General features: G+C 68.1%; 15 protein-coding genes. 11 read left to right on the forward strand and 4 right to left on the reverse strand.

Annotated elements, in window-relative coordinates:
* Positions 1–54: 54 nt before the first annotated feature.
* On the forward strand, positions 55–2,127 hold the full coding sequence (locus ACCQ12_RS01055; RefSeq protein WP_372382730.1) for a tetratricopeptide repeat protein: 2,073 nt from the start codon (positions 55–57) through the stop codon (positions 2,125–2,127).
* Positions 2,128–2,696: 569 nt separating this feature from the next.
* Positions 2,697–3,308: a YbhB/YbcL family Raf kinase inhibitor-like protein gene (locus ACCQ12_RS01060; protein WP_104580243.1), complete on the forward strand. Its 612-nt coding sequence runs from the start codon at positions 2,697–2,699 to the stop codon at positions 3,306–3,308.
* 52 nt (positions 3,309–3,360) lie between these two features.
* Here the strand turns inward: ACCQ12_RS01060 and ACCQ12_RS01065 are convergent, their stop codons facing one another.
* Positions 3,361–4,173 (reverse strand): META domain-containing protein, encoded by an 813-nt coding sequence (locus ACCQ12_RS01065; RefSeq protein ID WP_372382731.1) that lies wholly within the window; start codon positions 4,171–4,173, stop codon positions 3,361–3,363.
* Positions 4,174–4,342: 169 nt separating this feature from the next.
* Positions 4,343–5,137, reverse strand: a complete 795-nt coding sequence (locus ACCQ12_RS01070) for an undecaprenyl-diphosphate phosphatase (RefSeq protein WP_372382732.1) — start codon at positions 5,135–5,137, stop codon at positions 4,343–4,345.
* Positions 5,138–5,361: 224 nt separating this feature from the next.
* Here ACCQ12_RS01070 and glnA point away from each other — a divergent pair, with 224 nt between their 5' ends.
* From glnA to ACCQ12_RS01105, 7 genes are all read left to right on the forward strand, one after another.
* Positions 5,362–6,771 carry a type I glutamate--ammonia ligase gene (glnA, locus tag ACCQ12_RS01075; RefSeq protein WP_005992704.1) on the forward strand — a complete coding sequence of 470 codons (1,410 nt, stop codon included), beginning with the start codon at positions 5,362–5,364 and terminating at the stop codon, positions 6,769–6,771.
* Between the two features lie 273 nt (positions 6,772–7,044).
* Positions 7,045–7,383, forward strand: a complete 339-nt coding sequence (locus ACCQ12_RS01080) for a P-II family nitrogen regulator (RefSeq protein WP_002808480.1) — start codon at positions 7,045–7,047, stop codon at positions 7,381–7,383.
* 22 nt (positions 7,384–7,405) lie between these two features.
* Positions 7,406–8,848 carry an ammonium transporter gene (locus tag ACCQ12_RS01085; RefSeq protein WP_047695549.1) on the forward strand — a complete coding sequence of 481 codons (1,443 nt, stop codon included), beginning with the start codon at positions 7,406–7,408 and terminating at the stop codon, positions 8,846–8,848.
* A gap of 265 nt (positions 8,849–9,113) precedes the next feature.
* Positions 9,114–10,169 carry a two-component system sensor histidine kinase NtrB gene (locus ACCQ12_RS01090; protein ID WP_039565894.1) on the forward strand — a complete coding sequence of 352 codons (1,056 nt, stop codon included), beginning with the start codon at positions 9,114–9,116 and terminating at the stop codon, positions 10,167–10,169.
* Complete coding sequence (gene ntrC, locus ACCQ12_RS01095) at positions 10,162–11,586, forward strand: nitrogen regulation protein NR(I) (RefSeq protein ID WP_166743502.1); 1,425 nt, start codon at positions 10,162–10,164, stop codon at positions 11,584–11,586. The genes ACCQ12_RS01090 and ntrC overlap by 8 nt, the downstream gene beginning before the upstream one ends.
* 508 nt (positions 11,587–12,094) lie before the next feature.
* Entirely contained in the window at positions 12,095–12,697 is a 603-nt protein-coding gene (locus ACCQ12_RS01100; RefSeq protein WP_166751636.1) for a superoxide dismutase family protein, read from the forward strand.
* Between the two features lie 46 nt (positions 12,698–12,743).
* Complete coding sequence (locus ACCQ12_RS01105; RefSeq protein ID WP_047695547.1) at positions 12,744–13,391, forward strand: superoxide dismutase family protein; 648 nt, start codon at positions 12,744–12,746, stop codon at positions 13,389–13,391.
* Between the two features lie 218 nt (positions 13,392–13,609).
* Here the strand turns inward: ACCQ12_RS01105 and ACCQ12_RS01110 are convergent, their stop codons facing one another.
* A complete protein-coding gene (locus ACCQ12_RS01110) occupies positions 13,610–14,005 on the reverse strand; it encodes a VOC family protein (protein WP_372383527.1) in 396 nt (131 codons plus the stop codon).
* Positions 14,006–14,043: 38 nt separating this feature from the next.
* Positions 14,044–14,928 carry a hypothetical protein gene (locus ACCQ12_RS01115; protein ID WP_372382733.1) on the reverse strand — a complete coding sequence of 295 codons (885 nt, stop codon included), beginning with the start codon at positions 14,926–14,928 and terminating at the stop codon, positions 14,044–14,046.
* An 88-nt stretch (positions 14,929–15,016) separates the two neighbouring features.
* On the opposite strand from ACCQ12_RS01115, the gene ACCQ12_RS01120 reads away from it, so the two are divergent.
* Complete coding sequence (locus ACCQ12_RS01120) at positions 15,017–16,312, forward strand: acetyl-CoA C-acetyltransferase (RefSeq protein WP_104580239.1); 1,296 nt, start codon at positions 15,017–15,019, stop codon at positions 16,310–16,312.
* 122 nt (positions 16,313–16,434) lie between these two features.
* Positions 16,435–16,977, forward strand: coding sequence for a hypothetical protein (locus ACCQ12_RS01125; RefSeq protein ID WP_047695543.1), 543 nt, complete (start codon positions 16,435–16,437; stop codon positions 16,975–16,977).
* Positions 16,978–17,018: the final 41 nt, after the last annotated feature.

A 17,018-nucleotide genomic window follows, 5' to 3' on the forward strand; every position in this document is an offset into this window, starting at 1 on the left:
GGCGGCGCAGCGCGCATCGTTACAATAGCGGTTTGTCCTGGACACCCCGCCGCCATGCAAGACGCCATTCTTCAAGCCCTGCGCCGCAATGCGGCCGACGATGCGGTGGCGCTGGCCCGCGAGTGGGCGATCAGCGCGCCCGACAGCGCCGCCGCACACCGCTGGCTCGGGCTGGCCCTGCAGCAGCAGGGGCAGCCGGCACTGGCGCTGACCAGCATCGACACCGCGTTGGCCCTCACACCGGAAGACGCCGACCTGCACCTGCTGCGCGCCGGCCTGCTGCTGGCTGCACGCGACCTGTCCGCCGCCGATGCCGCCTTGTCGCGCAGCACCGCGCTGGACCCGAACCAGTTCAACGCTTACGTGATGCAGGCGCACCTGGCCGTGGCACGCGACGATCTGGACGAGGCCGAGCGGCTCAGCCGCACTGCCGCGCGATTGGCCCCGGAGCATCCGCAGCTGCTTGCGGTCGATGGCGTGGTGGAGATGCGCCGCGGCCAGAGCGACCGCGCGCTGGCGCTGCTGACCCGCGCCGCCGAGCAACTGCCGGACGACCCGCGGGTGATGTTCGCGCTGGGCTTTGCATATCTGCAGAAAGAGCATTTTGCATTTGCCGAGCGCGCCTTCGAGCGCGTGGTCGAACTCAATCCGCCGGGCACCGCGCTGCGCGCCTTCATCGCCCAGCTGGCCCAGCGGCAGGGTCGTCTGGACGATGCGCTGACCGCGATGCAGGGCGTGCTGGCGCAACCCGATGGCGACCTGCCGGCCATGCGCCGGCTGGCGGGCGAGATGGAATTGCAGGCCGGCCGCCCCGACCAGGCCGTGGCGCACCTGCGCCTGGCGCTGGCCCACTGGCCGGCCGACCGCCGCACCTTGCACGCGCTGCTCACCGCCTGGGAACGGCTGGGCGCGACGGACGATGCGCGCGACACGCTGGACGCGGCACTGGCCACCTCGGCCACGGCGCACGACCTGTGGCTGGCGCGCCTGGCGGTGGAGCCGGTCGGCGGGCCGCAGGCGCAGGCCGTGATCGAACGCTGGCTGCTGGCCATGCCCGAGCACCTGCCGGCACTGGAAGCGCTGATGCGCGTGCACGACATGCAGGGTCATGCCGACCAAGCGGAAATGGTGGCGCGCCAGATCGTGGCGGTGGAACCGGGCCGCATCAGCGGCGAGCAGCGCATTGTCGAGGCCTTGCTGGAACGCGACCCGCCGGCGGCGATCGCCTGCGTCGAATCGTTGATCGAGTCGTTGCCGCCGCCACAGCAGACCGTGCTGCGGCCGTGGCTGGGCAATGTGCAGGACCGCGCCGGTCAGCCCGACGCCGCGCTGGCCACCTGGATGCAGTTCCATCGCGAACAGGCCCAGCACCGGCTGCCGTTGCCGCCGCAGGCCGCCAGGCAGCCGATGCAATGGCCTGCGCTGGGCAGCATTCCGGACAGCGTCACCGCGCGCCCGCTGTTCGTGTGGGGCACGCCCGGCTCGCATGTCGAACGCCTGATCGCGGTGATGGACGCCGCCACTCCGCTGGTGCGCGGCGATCGCTACGGCACCACCCCGCCGTCCGATGCGCTGCAGAGCTACCGCACGGTCGAGCAGCTGGCGTCCGGCGAGCTGGCGCCGATGGCGCTGGTGGAAGGCTGGAAAGCGCAGCTGTCGCGTCGCGGCATCGACGACGGCAACGTCATCGACTGGCTGCTGTGGTGGGACAACACCCTGCTCACCGCGCTGCGCCCGCACCTGCCCGAGGGCAGGCTGGCGATCGCGTTGCGCGACCCGCGCGACATGCTGCTGGACTGGCTCTCGACTGGCGCGCCGGCACCGCTGGCGCTGCAGTCGCCGCAGCAGGCCACCGAGTGGTTGCTGGCCGCGCTGGAACAACTGGCGGTGTTGCACGAGCGCGATCTTTACCCGCACCGGATCATCCGGCTCGACGGCATCGAAAGCGACCCGCAGGGAATTTCCGACGCGCTGGAGCAGGCCTTCGGGCTGCGCTTCCCGCTGGTCGAACCACGCGGCCCCGCCCGCCTGGCCTCCGGCCGCTGGCGCAACTACCGCAGCGTGCTCGGTGCCCAGTTCGACCTGCTCACCCTGATCGCGGTGCGCTTCGGATATCCGCAGGACTGACGCGCCGCCGCCGCATATATCCCGCAAGCGCGACGCCGTCGTAGGAGCGGACCCGGCCGCGACAAGGCGTTACCGATACCGGTGACGCCCGTCGCGGTCAGGTCCGCTCCTACGGAGATCCAGAGACCCGGACGACGCGGCGCGCTTGGACGCCGATGGCGTTCACGCGTGCCTGCAATCCATGCCCGGAGATCCCGATGCACAAGGCTGTTGTAGGAGCGGACCCGGCCGCGACGAGGCGTTACCGATACCGGTGAAGCCCGTCGCGGCCAGGTCCGCTCCTACGGAGATCCAGAGACCCGGACGACGCGGCGCGCGTGGACGCCGATGGCGTTCAACGATGCCTGCAATCCGTGCCCAGGGATAGTGCAGCTTGCTGTTTGGCGTGTTGCTCGCCTTGGTGGGCGCATCGCGCGCTCCACTCTCGCTGCGCTCTGCCGCACGCTGAATTGGCTGACAACACGCGCACACCAAACGCGCCTGCTGTGCCACACAAGGTTCCACTGCGACGGCTTCCGTTGCGGTGCCAATCCAGGCAGGCTGGGTGCTTGGATCCACGGAGACTTTGCATGCGTCTGACCAGCACCAGCATCGAAAACGGCAAGCCTATCGCAGTGGAATTTGCTGCCGGTACCCCGGACGGCTTCGCGCCCAACCGCAACCCGCATCTGGCCTGGAGCGATGTCCCGCAAGGCACGCAATCGTTCGCGCTGCTGTGCCTGGACCCGGATGTGCCCACCGTGCCGGAGACCGTCGGCCGCGACGATATCCAAATCCCGGTGGACCAGCCACGCACCGATTTCGTGCATTGGGCCATGGCCGATATCCCCGCCGACGTGCATGAAATTGCGGCAGGCAGTTGCAGCGACGGGTTCGTGGCCAAGGGCAAGCAGCAGCCGGCCGGCCCGGCCGGTGCGCGCCAGGGCCTGAATTCGTACACGCAGTGGTTTGCCGGCAATCCCGACATGGCCGGCAATTATCTGGGCTACGACGGACCGTACCCGCCGTTCAACGACCTGCGCGTGCACCGCTATTTCTTCCGCGTGTTCGCGCTGGACGTGGCCAAGCTCAGCCTGCCCGAGCCCTTCACGGCCGCCGATGTGCTGTCGGCCATCCAGGGCCACGTACTTGCCGAAGCCGCGCTGCATGGCACCTACACACTGAATCCTGCCCTGCGCTGAGAGCCCGACTCCCGACTCCCGATTCCCAAACCTACCCACTGGATTCCCGAACCTACCCACTGGCCTCGATCATCTGATCCAGCACATACACCGGGGCACCATCTGCGCCGGGATACCGGGTGACGCGCAGCAAGGTGCGGATGCCCGCTTCGTGGTCGAAGCCCTCGATCCGGCCATCGAGGGGGCGCCAGGGTTCGGTCGCGGGCTGGCCGTCGGCCGTCTGCTCGCGCAGCTGCAGGCATGCGCGCGACGGGTCGACGGGGCAGGGCACGGTTTCGGCGGCCACCTCGAGCAACAGTGTCTGGCCGGGCCCGCCGTAGCGGGTGGCGGCCGTGGGCGTGCTGCCGAACAGCAGGCGGGTGCCATCGCTGCGGGTCAGGGCCAGCTGCGACGTGGCCAGCGCACTGTCCATCGTCACCGCGAAACGGCCGGACAACAGGTCGCCGGCAGCACGTTCCTGCGCCATCTTGCGCGGCTGCCCGCACAGGCGTTTGCTCGAGACCACCCGGCCGATCTGCAGCTGCGTCCCGGCCACGCTGTAGCTGGCGCCCAGGGCGTTGCAGGTCTGGCTGATGTGGATGCGCTGGTCGCTGAAGTCCAGTTGCAGCGGTGCGCTACCAGCAACGAACAGGCTGCGTAACGCGGTGCCATGGGCGTCGCTGGCCTGCAGCAGCTGCCAGTGCCTGGCCTGCAATGCTGCGCGCAAGGGGGCGTTATCGGCCAACGGCGCAGCGGCGGCGGTCGCGCCGGGCCCGGTACCGCCAGGCCCGGTACCACCAGGATCCTGCGCATCGGGCAGCGCACCCGAACCGCAGGCCGTCACGCCCGCCGCCAGCAGGGCTGGGGCGAAGAACACGGCACGCATGGGCGGCTCCCGGTGGGCAAGGCCTTAGTGATACCGCCGGCGTGCCGCCAGGGCAATGACCGGCGTCACTGCCCGTGCAGTTGCCCTGCCTCGCTGCTCAAGCAGCGACAGGCAGGGCCACGGCCGTGGCGGGTCAAGCAGCGACAGGCAGGGCCACGGCCGTGGCGGCTCAGGCCGCGACCGGCAACCACAGCAGCAGGGCGGCGCCGAGCACGATGCGGTACACCGCGAACACCGTGAAGCGGTGCTTCTTGATGTAGCCCAGCAGCCACTTCACCACCACAAAGCCGGTGAGGGTGGCCGCCACGAAGGCCACTGCCACATCGGTCCAGTTTTCGCTGCCGACGCCGCCTTCCTTGTACATCTCCAGCAGTGCATAACCGCTGGCCGCGAACATGGTCGGGATGCCCACCATGAACACGAAATCCGCCGCCGCCGAGCGCTTGCTCAGGCCCAGCAACATCGCCAGGAAGATCGCCGAGGCCGAGCGCGAGGTGCCGGGAAACACGCCGGCCACCACCTGTGCCAGGCCGACGGCAATCGCCACCTTCCAGGTCACCACGTCGCGCTCGGGCAACTTGCCGGCAAAGTGCTCGGCCACCAGCATCCAGACACCGCCGATCAACAACGCCCAGGCCACCGGGTGCGCGGTTTCCGGCAGCTGCCAGCCGGCCTTGCGCACGATCAGCCCGACCACTGCGGTGACCAGGAAGGCCACGCCGATCTTGAGCACGTAGTCGCGGTTGGCGCGCTCGCCCAGGCCGGTGGCCAGGGTCCACAGCTTCTGTCGCAGCGCCAGGCAGATGGCCAGGATGGCGCCGGCCTGGATGACGATATTGAAGAAGTCAGAACGGCGTCCGAGCCATTGTTCGGCGATCAGCAGGTGGCCGGTGCTGGAGATCGGCAGAAATTCGGTGAGGCCTTCGAGAATGCCCAACAGCAGGGCGGAAATCAGATCGGACATCGGACTGGAGGGGAGGGTTGGGGGAGGCGTCAGGATAGTGCATTGCGGCATGCACCATATTGGTGCAGCATGGATCCGGTTAGCGCCTTTAAGGTGCTAACGCCAACGTGGCGGTCTCAAGTGATGCAAGCAAAATCAACGACTTGTGAAAATCCGCGATTTGGCATGGTCCCTGCTGTATTCCCGTCCACGAGCCACTTCACTCCAATCCGAGGTTTCTTCCGATGTCCGTGGAAAACGTTGAAAAGCTGATCAAGGACAACAAGGTCGAGTTTGTCGACCTGCGCTTCGTCGATATGCGTGGTGTACAGCAGCACATCACCTTTCCGGCCAACATCATCGAGCCGGCGCTGTTTGAAGAAGGCAAGATGTTCGACGGCAGTTCGATCGCGGGTTGGAAGGGCATCAACGAGTCGGACATGGTGTTGCTGCCCGACGCCGGCACTGCGTATCTGGATCCGTTCTTCGCCGATCCGACCATCGTGCTGACCTGCGACATCCTCGACCCGGCCACCATGCAGAGCTATGAGCGCGACCCGCGCGGCATTGCCAAGCGCGCCGAGGCCTACCTCAAGTCCTCCGGCACCGCCGACCAGGCGTTCTTCGGCCCGGAACCGGAATTCTTCATCTTCGATTCGGTGCGCTTTGCCAACGACATGGGCCACACCTTCTTCCAGGTGGGCTCGGAAGAGGCCGCCTGGAACACCGGCGCCAAGTACGACGGCGGCAACAGCGGCTACCGCCCAGGCGTGAAGGGCGGCTACTTCCCGGTACCGCCGACCGACACCCTGCACGACCTGCGCGCGGAAATGATCAAGACGCTGGAACAGGTCGGCATCGAGACCGAAGTGCACCACCACGAGGTGGCGACCGCCGGCCAGTGCGAGATCGGCACCAAGTTCAGCTCGCTGGTGCAGAAGGCCGACGAACTGCTGACCATGAAGTACATCATCAAGAACGTCGCTTACCGCAACGGCAAGACCGCGACCTTCATGCCCAAGCCGATCGTCGGCGACAACGGCTCGGGCATGCACGTGCACCAGTCGTTGACCAAGGGCGGCACCAACCTGTTCGCCGGCGACGGCTACGGCGGCCTGTCGCAGATGGCGCTGTGGTACATCGGCGGCATCTTCAAGCACGCCCGCGCCATCAATGCGTTCTCCAACTCCGGCACCAACAGCTACAAGCGCCTGGTACCGGGCTTCGAAGCGCCGGTGATGCTGGCCTATTCGGCGCGTAACCGTTCGGCCTCGTGCCGCATTCCGTGGGTCACCAACCCCAAGGCGCGCCGCATCGAAATGCGCTTCCCCGATCCGTTGCAGTCCGGCTACCTGACCTTCACCGCGCTGATGATGGCCGGCCTGGACGGCATCAAGAACCAGATCGACCCGGGTGCACCGAGCGACAAGGACCTGTATGACCTGCCGCCGGAAGAAGAGAAGCTGATCCCGCAGGTGTGCTCCAGCCTGGATCAGGCCCTGGAAGCGCTGGACAAGGACCGCGAGTTCCTCAAGGCCGGCGGCGTGATGAGCGACGACTTCATCGACGGCTACATCGCGCTGAAGATGCAGGAAGTGACCAAGTTCCGTGCGGCAACGCATCCGCTGGAATACCAGCTGTACTACGGCAACTGAGTTCCACCGCGGTGATGGCGGAGGCCCCCCCTCCCACCTCCGCCATCGCCGCACATGTTTGACGCTCCACGGCACCGGCCGTGGAGTGAGGGGAACGAGAGAGCACACAGTTCGCGGCGCGCGGGCCTGACCTCTCCCACGCGGCAGATGCATCGCATCGGCCGAGGTCTGCGCGATCTGCGAACGATTGGATGCCGGGGTTGGCATCCAGGTGACTGACACCGCCGGGCGGCGCAATGCCGGCCGGTTCCTTCCACCTTTCGGGGTATGCGCATGAAATTGATCACCGCCATCATCCGGCCGTTCAAGCTCGACGAGGTCCGCGAGGCCCTGTCTGCCGCTGGCGTGTCGGGTATCACCGTCACCGAGGTCAAGGGCTTCGGGCGCCAGAAAGGCCACACCGAGCTGTATCGCGGCGCCGAGTATGTCGTGGACTTCCTGCCCAAGATCAAGATCGAGACGGTGGTGACCGACGACCGGCTCGATGCCGTGGTCGAAGCGATCCAGAACGCGGCCGGCACCGGCAAGATCGGCGACGGCAAGATCTTCGTCACCGCGATCGAGCAAGTGGTGCGTATCCGCACCGGCGAAATCGGCGCCGATGCCCTCTGAGTCCACCACCTCCGGAGTTCGTATGAAGACAGCTCTTTTTGCCGGGTGGAAAGCCCGGTTCTACAGCGTGTGCATGCTGATGCTGTTCAGCGCGCTGGTGGTGGGCGGCATGGGCAGCGCGCAGGCGCAGTCCACCCCGCAGGTCACCCCGCTCCCGACCGAGCCGGTCACCACAGAACCGCTGCCGTCCGCGCAGCCGGCCGCCGCGCCGGTGGCTGCGGCCGAGGCCGCACCGGTGGTGGACAAGGGCGACGTCGCCTGGATGCTCACCTCCACCCTGCTGGTACTGCTGATGGTGGTGCCGGGCCTGGCGCTGTTCTACGGCGGCATGGTGCGCGCCAAGAACGTGCTCTCGGTGCTGATCCAGGTGGCCACGGTGTTCTCGCTGCTGACCATCCTGTGGGTGATCTACGGCTACAGCCTGGCGTTCTCCGGTGAAGGCGCGTGGATCGGCAACCTGGACAAGGCGCTGCTCAAGGGCGTCACCATCGAGACCCTGTCGGCCACCTTCACCAAGGGCGTGAGCCTGCCGGAATACGTGTTCGTCGCCTTCCAGGCCACCTTCGCCGGCATCACCGGTGCGCTGATCGTCGGCGCCTTTGCCGAACGCGCCAAGTTCGCCGCGGTGCTGCTGTTCTCGGTGATCTGGTTCACCTTCGGCTACCTGCCGCTGGCGCACATGGTCTGGGCCACCGGTGGCTACCTGTTTGGCCTGGGCGCGCTGGATTTTGCCGGCGGCACCGTGGTGCACATCAATGCCGGTATCGCCGGCCTGGTGGGCGCCTACTTCGTCGGCAAGCGTGCCGGGCTGGGGCGTGAGGCGATCAAGCCGCACAACGTGACCCTGACCTTCGTCGGTGCCTCGCTGCTGTGGGTGGGCTGGTTTGGCTTCAACGCCGGCTCCAACCTGGAGGCCAATGCCGGTGCGGCGCTGGCCTTCCTCAACACCTTGCTGGCCACTGCCGCGGCCATCCTGGGCTGGTCGTTGACCGAGAAGATCATCAAGGGCAAGTCCTCCGCCCTGGGCGTGGCGTCGGGCATGGTGGCCGGCCTGGTCGGGATCACCCCGGCCTGCGGCACCGTGGGCCCGTTCGGCGCCATCGTGATTGGCCTGGCGGCCGGCGTGCTGTGCGTATGGGGCGTCACCGGTCTGAAGCGCCTGCTGGGCGCCGACGACAGCCTGGACGTGTTCGGCGTGCATGGCCTGGGCGGCATCATCGGCGCGATCCTGACCGGCGTGTTCTCGGCGGCCTCGCTGGGCGGCCAGAAGGGCGGCGATTACGACATCGTGCACCAGGTCGGCATCCAGGCCCTGGGCGTGGGTATCACCGTGGTGTGGATCGGCGTGGTGTCGGTGGTGGGCTTTGTGGTCGCCAAGCTGGTGTTCGGCCTGCGCGTCACCGAAGAAGCCGAGCGCGAGGGGTTGGACATCACCTCGCACGGCGAAGCCGCCTACGAGTCCTGAGCATGGCCACCCGCGGCTCCCTGGCCGCGGGTGGCGCAACGACCCGGCCGGCGCTGCCGTGCCGGGGACGGTTTCTCCCGCGGCCCGTGCTGGCGCGGATCCACTACCGAGGTGCCTGCATGACCAGCCCCCCGCCCGTCACTGTCGGCGCGGATGCGCGTCGGGTCGGTGCACGCCACCACCGTCGGACCCCGGATGTCCTGATGCACGCTTCGTTCGGCGCGCCACACGCGCACGCCGGCGCTGCTTGCACTAAATTGGTGCAATGCTGATGACGACCCCCACACCGTCGCTCGACAGCCTGGGCACGCCGGTGGCCTGGGCCGACCGCGAGGGCCGCGTGCTGGGTGTCAACCCGGCCTTTGCGCGCTGGCTCGGCGTCAGCGCCCGGCGCCTGGTCGACCAGCCGCTGGCCGCGCTGGAAGTGCAGGGCGATGCGCTGGCCCGCTTCCTGCTCAACGACGAGCGCGACGTGCTGCGCCTGCATCGGCTGGCATTGGGCCTGCCCAATGACGCGCCACGCTTTGCCGAAGGCTGGCTGTCGCGGCTGGACGACGGCGGCTGGCTGCTGGAAACCCACCCGGTCGACGAATTCCCCGCGCTGGACCCCACGCATGCCTTGCCCAACGCCTTGAGCGCCGCGCTCAAGGGGCTGGCGCACGAACTGCGCAACCCGCTGGCGGGCCTGAAGGGCGCAGCGCAGCTGCTGGCCCGCCGCTCGGCCGGCCGCGACGAGGACGAGCGCGAGCTGATCGAGTTGATTGGCACCGAGATCGAGCGCCTCAACACCTTGCTCGAGCGCCTGCTCTCACCCTCGCCGCTGCGCCCGCACGAGGGCCTCAACATCCATGTGGTGCTCGAACGCGTGCTGCGTCTGGCCGAGGCCGAAGGCGGCTGGTCGGTGCAGGTGCAGCGCGACTACGACCCCAGCATTCCGGACATCCTCGGCGATGTGGATCGCCTGACCCAGGCGGTGTGGAACCTGGTGCGCAATGCCTTCCAGGCCGGCGCCACCCGGGTGACCCTGCGCACCCGCGTCGAACACGGCCAGCGCATCCGCGACCGCGTGCATGCGATGTCGCTGCGGCTGGAAATCATCGACGACGGCGGCGGCGTGCCCGAAGAGCTGGCCGAGCATCTGTTCCTGCCGCTGGTCAGCGGCCGTGCCGAAGGCAGCGGGCTGGGCCTGGCGCTGGCCCAGCAGGTCTCGCGCGAACACCACGGCACGCTGACCTACCGCTCGCGTCCGGGCCATACCGTTTTCACCCTGCTGCTGCCCGAGCTGGCCGGCGATCACGACAAGGAGCACCTGCATGGCTGAGGCCGCCGCCGCATCCCACCATATCTGGGTGGTCGACGACGATCGTTCGGTCCGATTCGTGCTGTCCACCGCGCTGCGCGATGCCGGCTATGCCGTCGATGGTTTCGACAGCGCTGCCGCTGCATTGCAGGCGCTGGCGATGCGGCCCACCCCGGACCTGTTGTTCACCGACGTGCGCATGCCCGGCGAAGACGGCCTGACCCTGCTGGACAAGCTCAAGTCCAAGCACCCGCAGCTGCCGGTGATCGTGATGTCGGCCTACACCGATGTCGCCAGCACCGCCGGTGCCTTCCGCGGCGGAGCGCATGAATTCCTGTCCAAGCCGTTCGACCTGGACGACGCCGTCGCGCTGGCCGCACGCGCCTTGCCCGACGCCGATGCCGGTGTCGACGAGATCATCGGCACGCCGCTGGCCGAGGGCTCGGCCGCATTGATCGGCGACACCCCGGCCATGCGCGCGCTGTTCCGCGCCATCGGCCGGCTGGCGCAAGCCCCGTTGTCGGTGCTGATCAACGGCGAAACCGGCACCGGCAAGGAGTTGGTCGCACGCGCGCTGCACAACGAATCGCCGCGCGCGCGCAAACCGTTCGTGGCGCTCAATACCGCCGCCATTCCCGCCGAACTGCTGGAAAGCGAGTTGTTCGGCCACGAAACCGGCGCCTTTACCGGTGCCACCAAGCGCCACATCGGCCGCTTCGAACAAGCCGATGGCGGCACCTTGTTCCTGGACGAAATCGGCGACATGCCGCTGCCGCTGCAGACGCGCCTGCTGCGCGTACTGGCAGAGAACGAGTTCTTCCGGGTCGGCGGGCGCGAGTTGATCCGCGTGGACGTGCGCGTGATCGCCGCCACCCACCAGGATCTGGAGGCGCTGGTCGAACAGGGCCGCTTCCGTGCCGACCTGCTGCACCGTCTGGACGTGGTGCGCCTCCAACTGCCGCCGCTGCGCGAGCGTCGCGGCGACATCGCGCAACTGGCGGAAAACTTCCTGGCCATGGCCGGACGCAAGCTCGACATGCTGCCCAAGCGGTTGTCGTCGGCCGCGCTGGAGGACCTGCGGCAGTACGACTGGCCCGGCAACGTACGGGAACTGGAAAACGTGTGCTGGCGCCTGGCTGCCCTGGCCACCGCCGACATCATCGACGTGGTCGACGTGGACGCCGCCCTGTCGCGCGGCCGTCAGCGGGCCGGCCGCAGCGATGGCCAATGGGACGACATGCTGTCCAGCTGGGCCGCGCAACGCCTGAGCGAAGGCGCCCAGGGCCTGCATGCCGAAGCCCGCGAACGCCTGGACAAGACCTTGCTGGAAGCCGCCCTGCAACTCACCCAGGGCCGCCGCGCCGAAGCCGCCGCCCGCCTGGGCCTGGGCCGCAACACCGTAACCCGCAAGCTCGGGCCGGGGCGCAAGCGCCGCTGATCAGCCCGCACGCGGCGTCGAGCCCCTCTCCCGCCTGCGGGAGAGGGGTTGGGGTGAGGGGCGCTGCGAAACGCAGTGCTGCGCGCGCAGGTGCTGGAGCCAGGCAGCGAACCAGGTGGGATTGGCGCGCATCACGGCGGCAAGCGTGCATGCGCTCGCCGGTTTGCTCGCACGCGCCACTGTCTCGATTAGCTGGCGGCGCACAACGCCCCCCATCCGCCCTTCGGGCACCTTCCCCCGCACGCGGGAGAAGGCAAGGCAGGCGGGCAAGGCAGGCGGGCAAGGCAGGCAGGCGGGCAAGGGCAAGGCAGGCAGGCAAAGCGGGCAGAAAACTTCGCAGTCGAGCCCCTCTCCCGCCTGCGGGAGAGGGGTTGGGGTGAGGGGCGCTTTTTGCACATATCCCGGCTCGCGACACCAGCCCCGTAAACTCCCGGGCTGCCCCAGCGCATTTCATGACACGTGAACATGCGCCCGCATAGGTTTCCAGCCTGATCAGGAGAACAGCTCGATGCGTTACCGGTCGCCCACGATCGTTGCCCTCACCGCGCTGGCGCTTGCCGCCTGCAGCAGCACGCCACCGCCGCCAAAGACACCTCCACCGCCGGTGGCGAGGGTAGTGCCCACCCGTCCGGTGCAACAGGCCGAAGCGGTGCTGGCATCGGCCTCGGGCAGCCTGGTCAGCGGTCGCGTTGTGCTGGTGCCTGCATTGCAGGGCATTCGCGTGACCGGAACCGTCGGTGGCCTGCGCCCCGGCGGCGTGGCCGGCTTCCATGTGCACGAGCGTGGCGATTGCAGCGCCGCCGATGCCAGCAGCGCGGGCGCGCATTTCAATCCGGCGGGTGCGCCACACGGGCGCGCTGGCAGCAATCCCCACCACGCCGGCGACATGGACAACCTGCGCGCCGATGCCGAAGGCGTTGCGCACCTGGACATGATCGTTTCGGGCATCACCCTGGGCGATGCCGCGCCCAGCGATGTGGTCGGCAAGTCGCTCATCGTGCATGCCGATCCCGACGACTATCGCAGCCAGCCCAGCGGCAACGCCGGCGCACGCCTGGCCTGCGGCGTCATTCGCGTCACCCAGTGGCGCACACCCCCTTCGCAGCCCTGAGTTGGGGCATCCATGGCCGCCTGCGCGGCCCCTACAGGAGTTTTCCATGCGCATTCTTCCCACCACGCTGTTTCTGGCAACCGCCCTGGCATTGACCGCATGCAAGCGCGAGGAGCCCGCGCCGGCCGATCCCGCCCCCGCACCGCAGGCCGGCACGCCGGCTGAAGCGGCGCATGGTGGCGAGCATGCCGCCTCCATGGTCACCGAAGCGGCGGCCACCACCACGGCCACCGCCGAGCTCAAGCCGACCAAGGGCAATGACGTCAAAGGCACGGTGACCTTCAAGACGGTCGACGGTGCGCTGCGCGTCACCGGACAGCTGAGCGGCCTCAAGCCCAACACCGAGCACGGCTTCCACATTCACGAAAAGGGCGACTGCAGCGCCCCGGACGGCAGCAGCGCCGGCGGCCATTTCAACCCGGCCCAGTCCGACCACGGCAACGTCAGTGCCGATCCGCACCACGGCGGCGACATGCCCAACATCAAAGCCGACGCGCAGGGCAATGCCAGTATCGACGGCCCGGTCTCGAGCAACGTCAATCTCGGCAAGGCCGACCAGTTCGACATCGCCGGACACGCCGTGATCGTGCATGCCGATGCCGACGACTACAAAACCCAGCCCACCGGCAATGCCGGCGGCCGCCTGGCCTGCGGCGTGATCACCACCGACAACGCGCAGGCGGCGACTAAATAAATGGCGGTATGGCGCACCAGTGGCCACACATCCTCATCGATGGACGCGGCTGCGTAATGCAACTGCGTCCATTGCGGATGGAGCCCGAGTGAGATGGCTGAGGCGTCGGTGGGTGTCGCCATGCTGTCGTCCTCTGTGCAGCGAGTAGCGATGGACGTGCATGTGCGAGCGCATGCGAGCGACACGGCCGCCTAACTGCCGTTTCGCCACAGCAACGATCAGTAATTGGCCCAGAGCCCCGGAGTGGCTAGTTCCAGCAGGTGCGCATCGGGATCGCGGAAGTAGATGCTCTGTCCGCCTCCGGGCCATTGTGTGCGGCCTTCGATCGGCACCGCGCACTCACATAGATGTTCTTCCCAGCCGGTCAGCGCGTCGGTGGCGATCGCAAAGGCGTAATGCGTATGCCCGCTACCGTCGTGCGGCGGAATGGTGCCACCAGGCAGGCTGACCGTGGTTGCCGTGCTGCCCTGCAGGAACAGCAGCAACACCTGTGCTGGGGCGATTGCATAGGCGGCCATGCGCGTATCGCGATGCATGGGCTGCAGCCCCAGCACACGGGCATAGAACGCACACGCGCGCTCCAGGTCGGCCACATACACGCCGGTTTCCAGCACACCCTGCAAGGCGGGCGGCGAAGAAACCTGCGCCTGCGTCACGCCGCCAGCGCCTGGTGCGGATCCTGGCCCGGCTCGACATGCACGTACAGCACCGGCAACCCATGCGCTTCCAGCACGGCCGCCATTTGCCGCTGGCGCGAGAGGAATTGCTCGTAGACGCCGCGCAGGCGTTCGCAATGCTCGCGGTCGTGTGCGTAGTAATCGCACCAGCCGGCTGGGTCGAACAGCGCGATGCGCACCTCGCCGCCGACATAGCGCAGCACCGGCTCCGGCGCCTGCTCCAGCCATTCTTCGCTGGTTGGCGCGAGCAGGGCGACTTCGATCAGCGGCCACAGCGGCGCCAGGCCCTGGTTGTCGTACTGCATCGAAATCATCGCCGCCAGGTCGTGCGCGGTGAGGTAGCGCGCGTGTTCGATGCGCGCACCGAAGCTCTCCTGCGCCAGCAGCGCAGTCTCGGCCTGCGCCATGCCCTGAGCCAGCAGCACTTCTTCCATCGCCTCGGCGACGCTGGCCACGGTGTGCGCATCGCCGGTCAGCAGGAAGGGCAGCACGCGCAGGCCGCCACCGGTGAGCTGGGCATCGGCCTGGAACGGCAACGGAATCTCGCCCTGCGCATCGGCGCCGAAGGCCAGCACGCGCGGGCCCTGGTCGCGTCCGGGCGCACGCGCCTGCAGTTCTTCCAGGCGGCGATGCAACGGCCAGCCGGGCCGCAGGACCTCGGCCGGGTCGAAATGCGCCATCGCCACGCTCAGTTCCAGATCGCGGATCTCCGGGATCCATTGCGCCAGGTCGCGGCCGATGCGCTCGGCCAGCATGCCAGCCTGTTCGGGCGGCAGGGCGCCGCGCTCGGGGGCGCTTCCGCCGGTCAATTCCAGCGCCAGCACACCCATGGCGGTCACGCCGTGTTCGGTCTTGCTCATGATTCGCGGTTGGCCCATCACGGGGTCGAAGCTACACTGCGGCCATTATGCCTGCCGGCCCTGTGCAGGCCATGTCCCCGAGTCCTCCATGCCAGGTCAACCGATGCCCGCAGCCCGTCCCGTCGCCATCCTGGGCGGCGTTCGTATCCCGTTCTGTCGTCAGAACACCGCTTATGCGGACGTGGGCAACCTGGGCATGTCGGTGCGCACCCTGGGCGCGCTGGTCGAGCGCTTCGGGCTGCACGGGCAGCAATTGGGCGAAGTGGCGATGGGGGCGGTGATCAAGCACTCCTCGGACTGGAACCTGGCCCGCGAGGCCGCGCTGTCGTCGGGCCTGTCGCCGCTGACGCCGGGCATCACCCTGCAGCGCGCCTGCGGCACCAGCCTGGACTCGGTGATCACCATCGCCAACAAGATTGCGCTGGGGCAGATCGATTCGGGCATCGGTGGCGGTTCGGACACGACCTCTGAAGTGCCGATCGTCTACGGCAAGAAGCTGCGCGCGCGGCTGCTTGCCGCCAACCGCGCCAAGGCCACCGGCGACAAGCTCAAGGCGCTGCTGCGCGGATTCAAGCTGGGCGAGCTCAAGCCAGAATTCCCCGGCGTGGCCGAGCCGCGCACCGGCAAGAGCATGGGCGACCACTGCGAAGACATGGCCAAGGAATGGAACATCTCGCGCGATTCGCAAGACGAATGGGCAGTGGCCTCGCACCACAAACTGGCCGCAGCGTATGAGCGCGGTTTCTTCGATTCGCTGATCGCTCCGTTCCGCGGCGTCTCGCGCGACAACATCCTGCGTGCCGACACCTCGCTGGAAAAACTCGCCACCCTGCGCCCGGCCTTCGACAAGACTTCCGGCCGCGGCACGCTCACCGCCGCCAACTCCACTCCGCTCACCGATGGCGCCGCCGCCGTACTGCTGTCCAGCGAAGCCTGGGCGCTGGCGCACGGCCACACCCCGATGGCCTACCTGCGCGACGCGCAGGTGGCGGCGGTGGATTTCGTGCACGGCGAAGGCCTGCTGATGGCACCCACCATCGCGGTGCCGCAGATGCTGGCGCGCCAGGGCCTGACCCTGCAGGACTTCGATATCTACGAAATCCACGAAGCCTTCGCCGCGCAGGTGCTGTGCACGCTGCGCGCCTGGGAGAGCGAGGATTACTGCCGCAACCGGCTGGGGCTGGATGCGCCGCTGGGCCGCATCGACCCGGACAAGATCAATCCGCTGGGCTCGTCGCTGGCCACCGGTCACCCGTTCGCCGCCACCGGCGCCCGGGTGGTGGCCACCGCCGCCAAGCAACTGGAAGAACGCGGCGGTGGACGCGCGCTGATCTCGATCTGCACTGCCGGCGGCATGGGCGTGGTGGCGATCGTCGAGCGCTGACGCTGCTACGCAGCGCGGGATTGGGCATTCGGGATTGGGGATTCGCAAAGGCGAAACCCGCTCTTGCGAATCCCCAATCCCTAATCCCGAATCCCGAATCCCCAACCTGCAAGGACGCATGGATGTCGAACGATGCAAAGCACCCGTCGCCCAGTCTGTACCTGCCGCCGGTGGACGGCGATGTCTGGCGCGAGGGCGATGTGCTGGTCTGCACGCCGGGCGCCACCTTGCCGCCGCGGTGCGTCAAGTGCAATGCGCCGGCCGATATACCGCCGCGCCGCTACATCTTTCACTGGCATCACCCGGTGATCTACGCCGCGCTGTTGCTCGGCGTGCTGCCGTATCTGATCCTGGCGATCGCGCTGCGCAAGCGCAGCGCCCATGTGCTCATCCTGTGCGAGCAACACGAGCGTCGCCGCGTCCGCTATGTCGCGGTGGCGGTGGCCTCGGTGCTGGCGCTGCTGGTGTGTGGGCTATCGCTGGATGGCCCGTCCCGCTGGCTGATCGGCGCCGGCGTGATGGCCGTGATGTTGCTTGTCGCTCGCCTGGGGTCGCGCGTGTTGTCGCCGACGCGGGTCGGTCACACGCAGGCGCGCTATCTCGGCGCCTGCGATGCATTCCTGGACGATCTGCCACCGCCGCCGTGGGTGTCGCGCGGACGCTGACACTGCGCAGCGCTGTCTATCTGACGCGACGGCCCAGCGCC

The sequence above is a fragment of the Xanthomonas sp. NCPPB 1068 genome (assembly GCF_041479385.2).
GTDB classification, from domain to species: domain Bacteria; phylum Pseudomonadota; class Gammaproteobacteria; order Xanthomonadales; family Xanthomonadaceae; genus Xanthomonas; species Xanthomonas cannabis.

Coding starts and splice junctions, on each gene's coding strand:
- ACCQ12_RS01055 (WP_372382730.1), top strand. CDS start 55: ATGCAAGACGCCATTCTTCAAGCCCTGCGCCGCAATGCGGCCGACGAT.
- ACCQ12_RS01060 (WP_104580243.1), top strand. CDS start 2,697: ATGCGTCTGACCAGCACCAGCATCGAAAACGGCAAGCCTATCGCAGTG.
- ACCQ12_RS01065 (WP_372382731.1), bottom strand. CDS start 4,173: ATGCGTGCCGTGTTCTTCGCCCCAGCCCTGCTGGCGGCGGGCGTGACG.
- ACCQ12_RS01070 (WP_372382732.1), bottom strand. CDS start 5,137: ATGTCCGATCTGATTTCCGCCCTGCTGTTGGGCATTCTCGAAGGCCTC.
- glnA (WP_005992704.1), top strand. CDS start 5,362: ATGTCCGTGGAAAACGTTGAAAAGCTGATCAAGGACAACAAGGTCGAG.
- ACCQ12_RS01080 (WP_002808480.1), top strand. CDS start 7,045: ATGAAATTGATCACCGCCATCATCCGGCCGTTCAAGCTCGACGAGGTC.
- ACCQ12_RS01085 (WP_047695549.1), top strand. CDS start 7,406: ATGAAGACAGCTCTTTTTGCCGGGTGGAAAGCCCGGTTCTACAGCGTG.
- ACCQ12_RS01090 (WP_039565894.1), top strand. CDS start 9,114: ATGCTGATGACGACCCCCACACCGTCGCTCGACAGCCTGGGCACGCCG.
- ntrC (WP_166743502.1), top strand. CDS start 10,162: ATGGCTGAGGCCGCCGCCGCATCCCACCATATCTGGGTGGTCGACGAC.
- ACCQ12_RS01100 (WP_166751636.1), top strand. CDS start 12,095: ATGCGTTACCGGTCGCCCACGATCGTTGCCCTCACCGCGCTGGCGCTT.
- ACCQ12_RS01105 (WP_047695547.1), top strand. CDS start 12,744: ATGCGCATTCTTCCCACCACGCTGTTTCTGGCAACCGCCCTGGCATTG.
- ACCQ12_RS01115 (WP_372382733.1), bottom strand. CDS start 14,928: ATGAGCAAGACCGAACACGGCGTGACCGCCATGGGTGTGCTGGCGCTG.
- ACCQ12_RS01120 (WP_104580239.1), top strand. CDS start 15,017: ATGCCAGGTCAACCGATGCCCGCAGCCCGTCCCGTCGCCATCCTGGGC.
- ACCQ12_RS01125 (WP_047695543.1), top strand. CDS start 16,435: ATGTCGAACGATGCAAAGCACCCGTCGCCCAGTCTGTACCTGCCGCCG.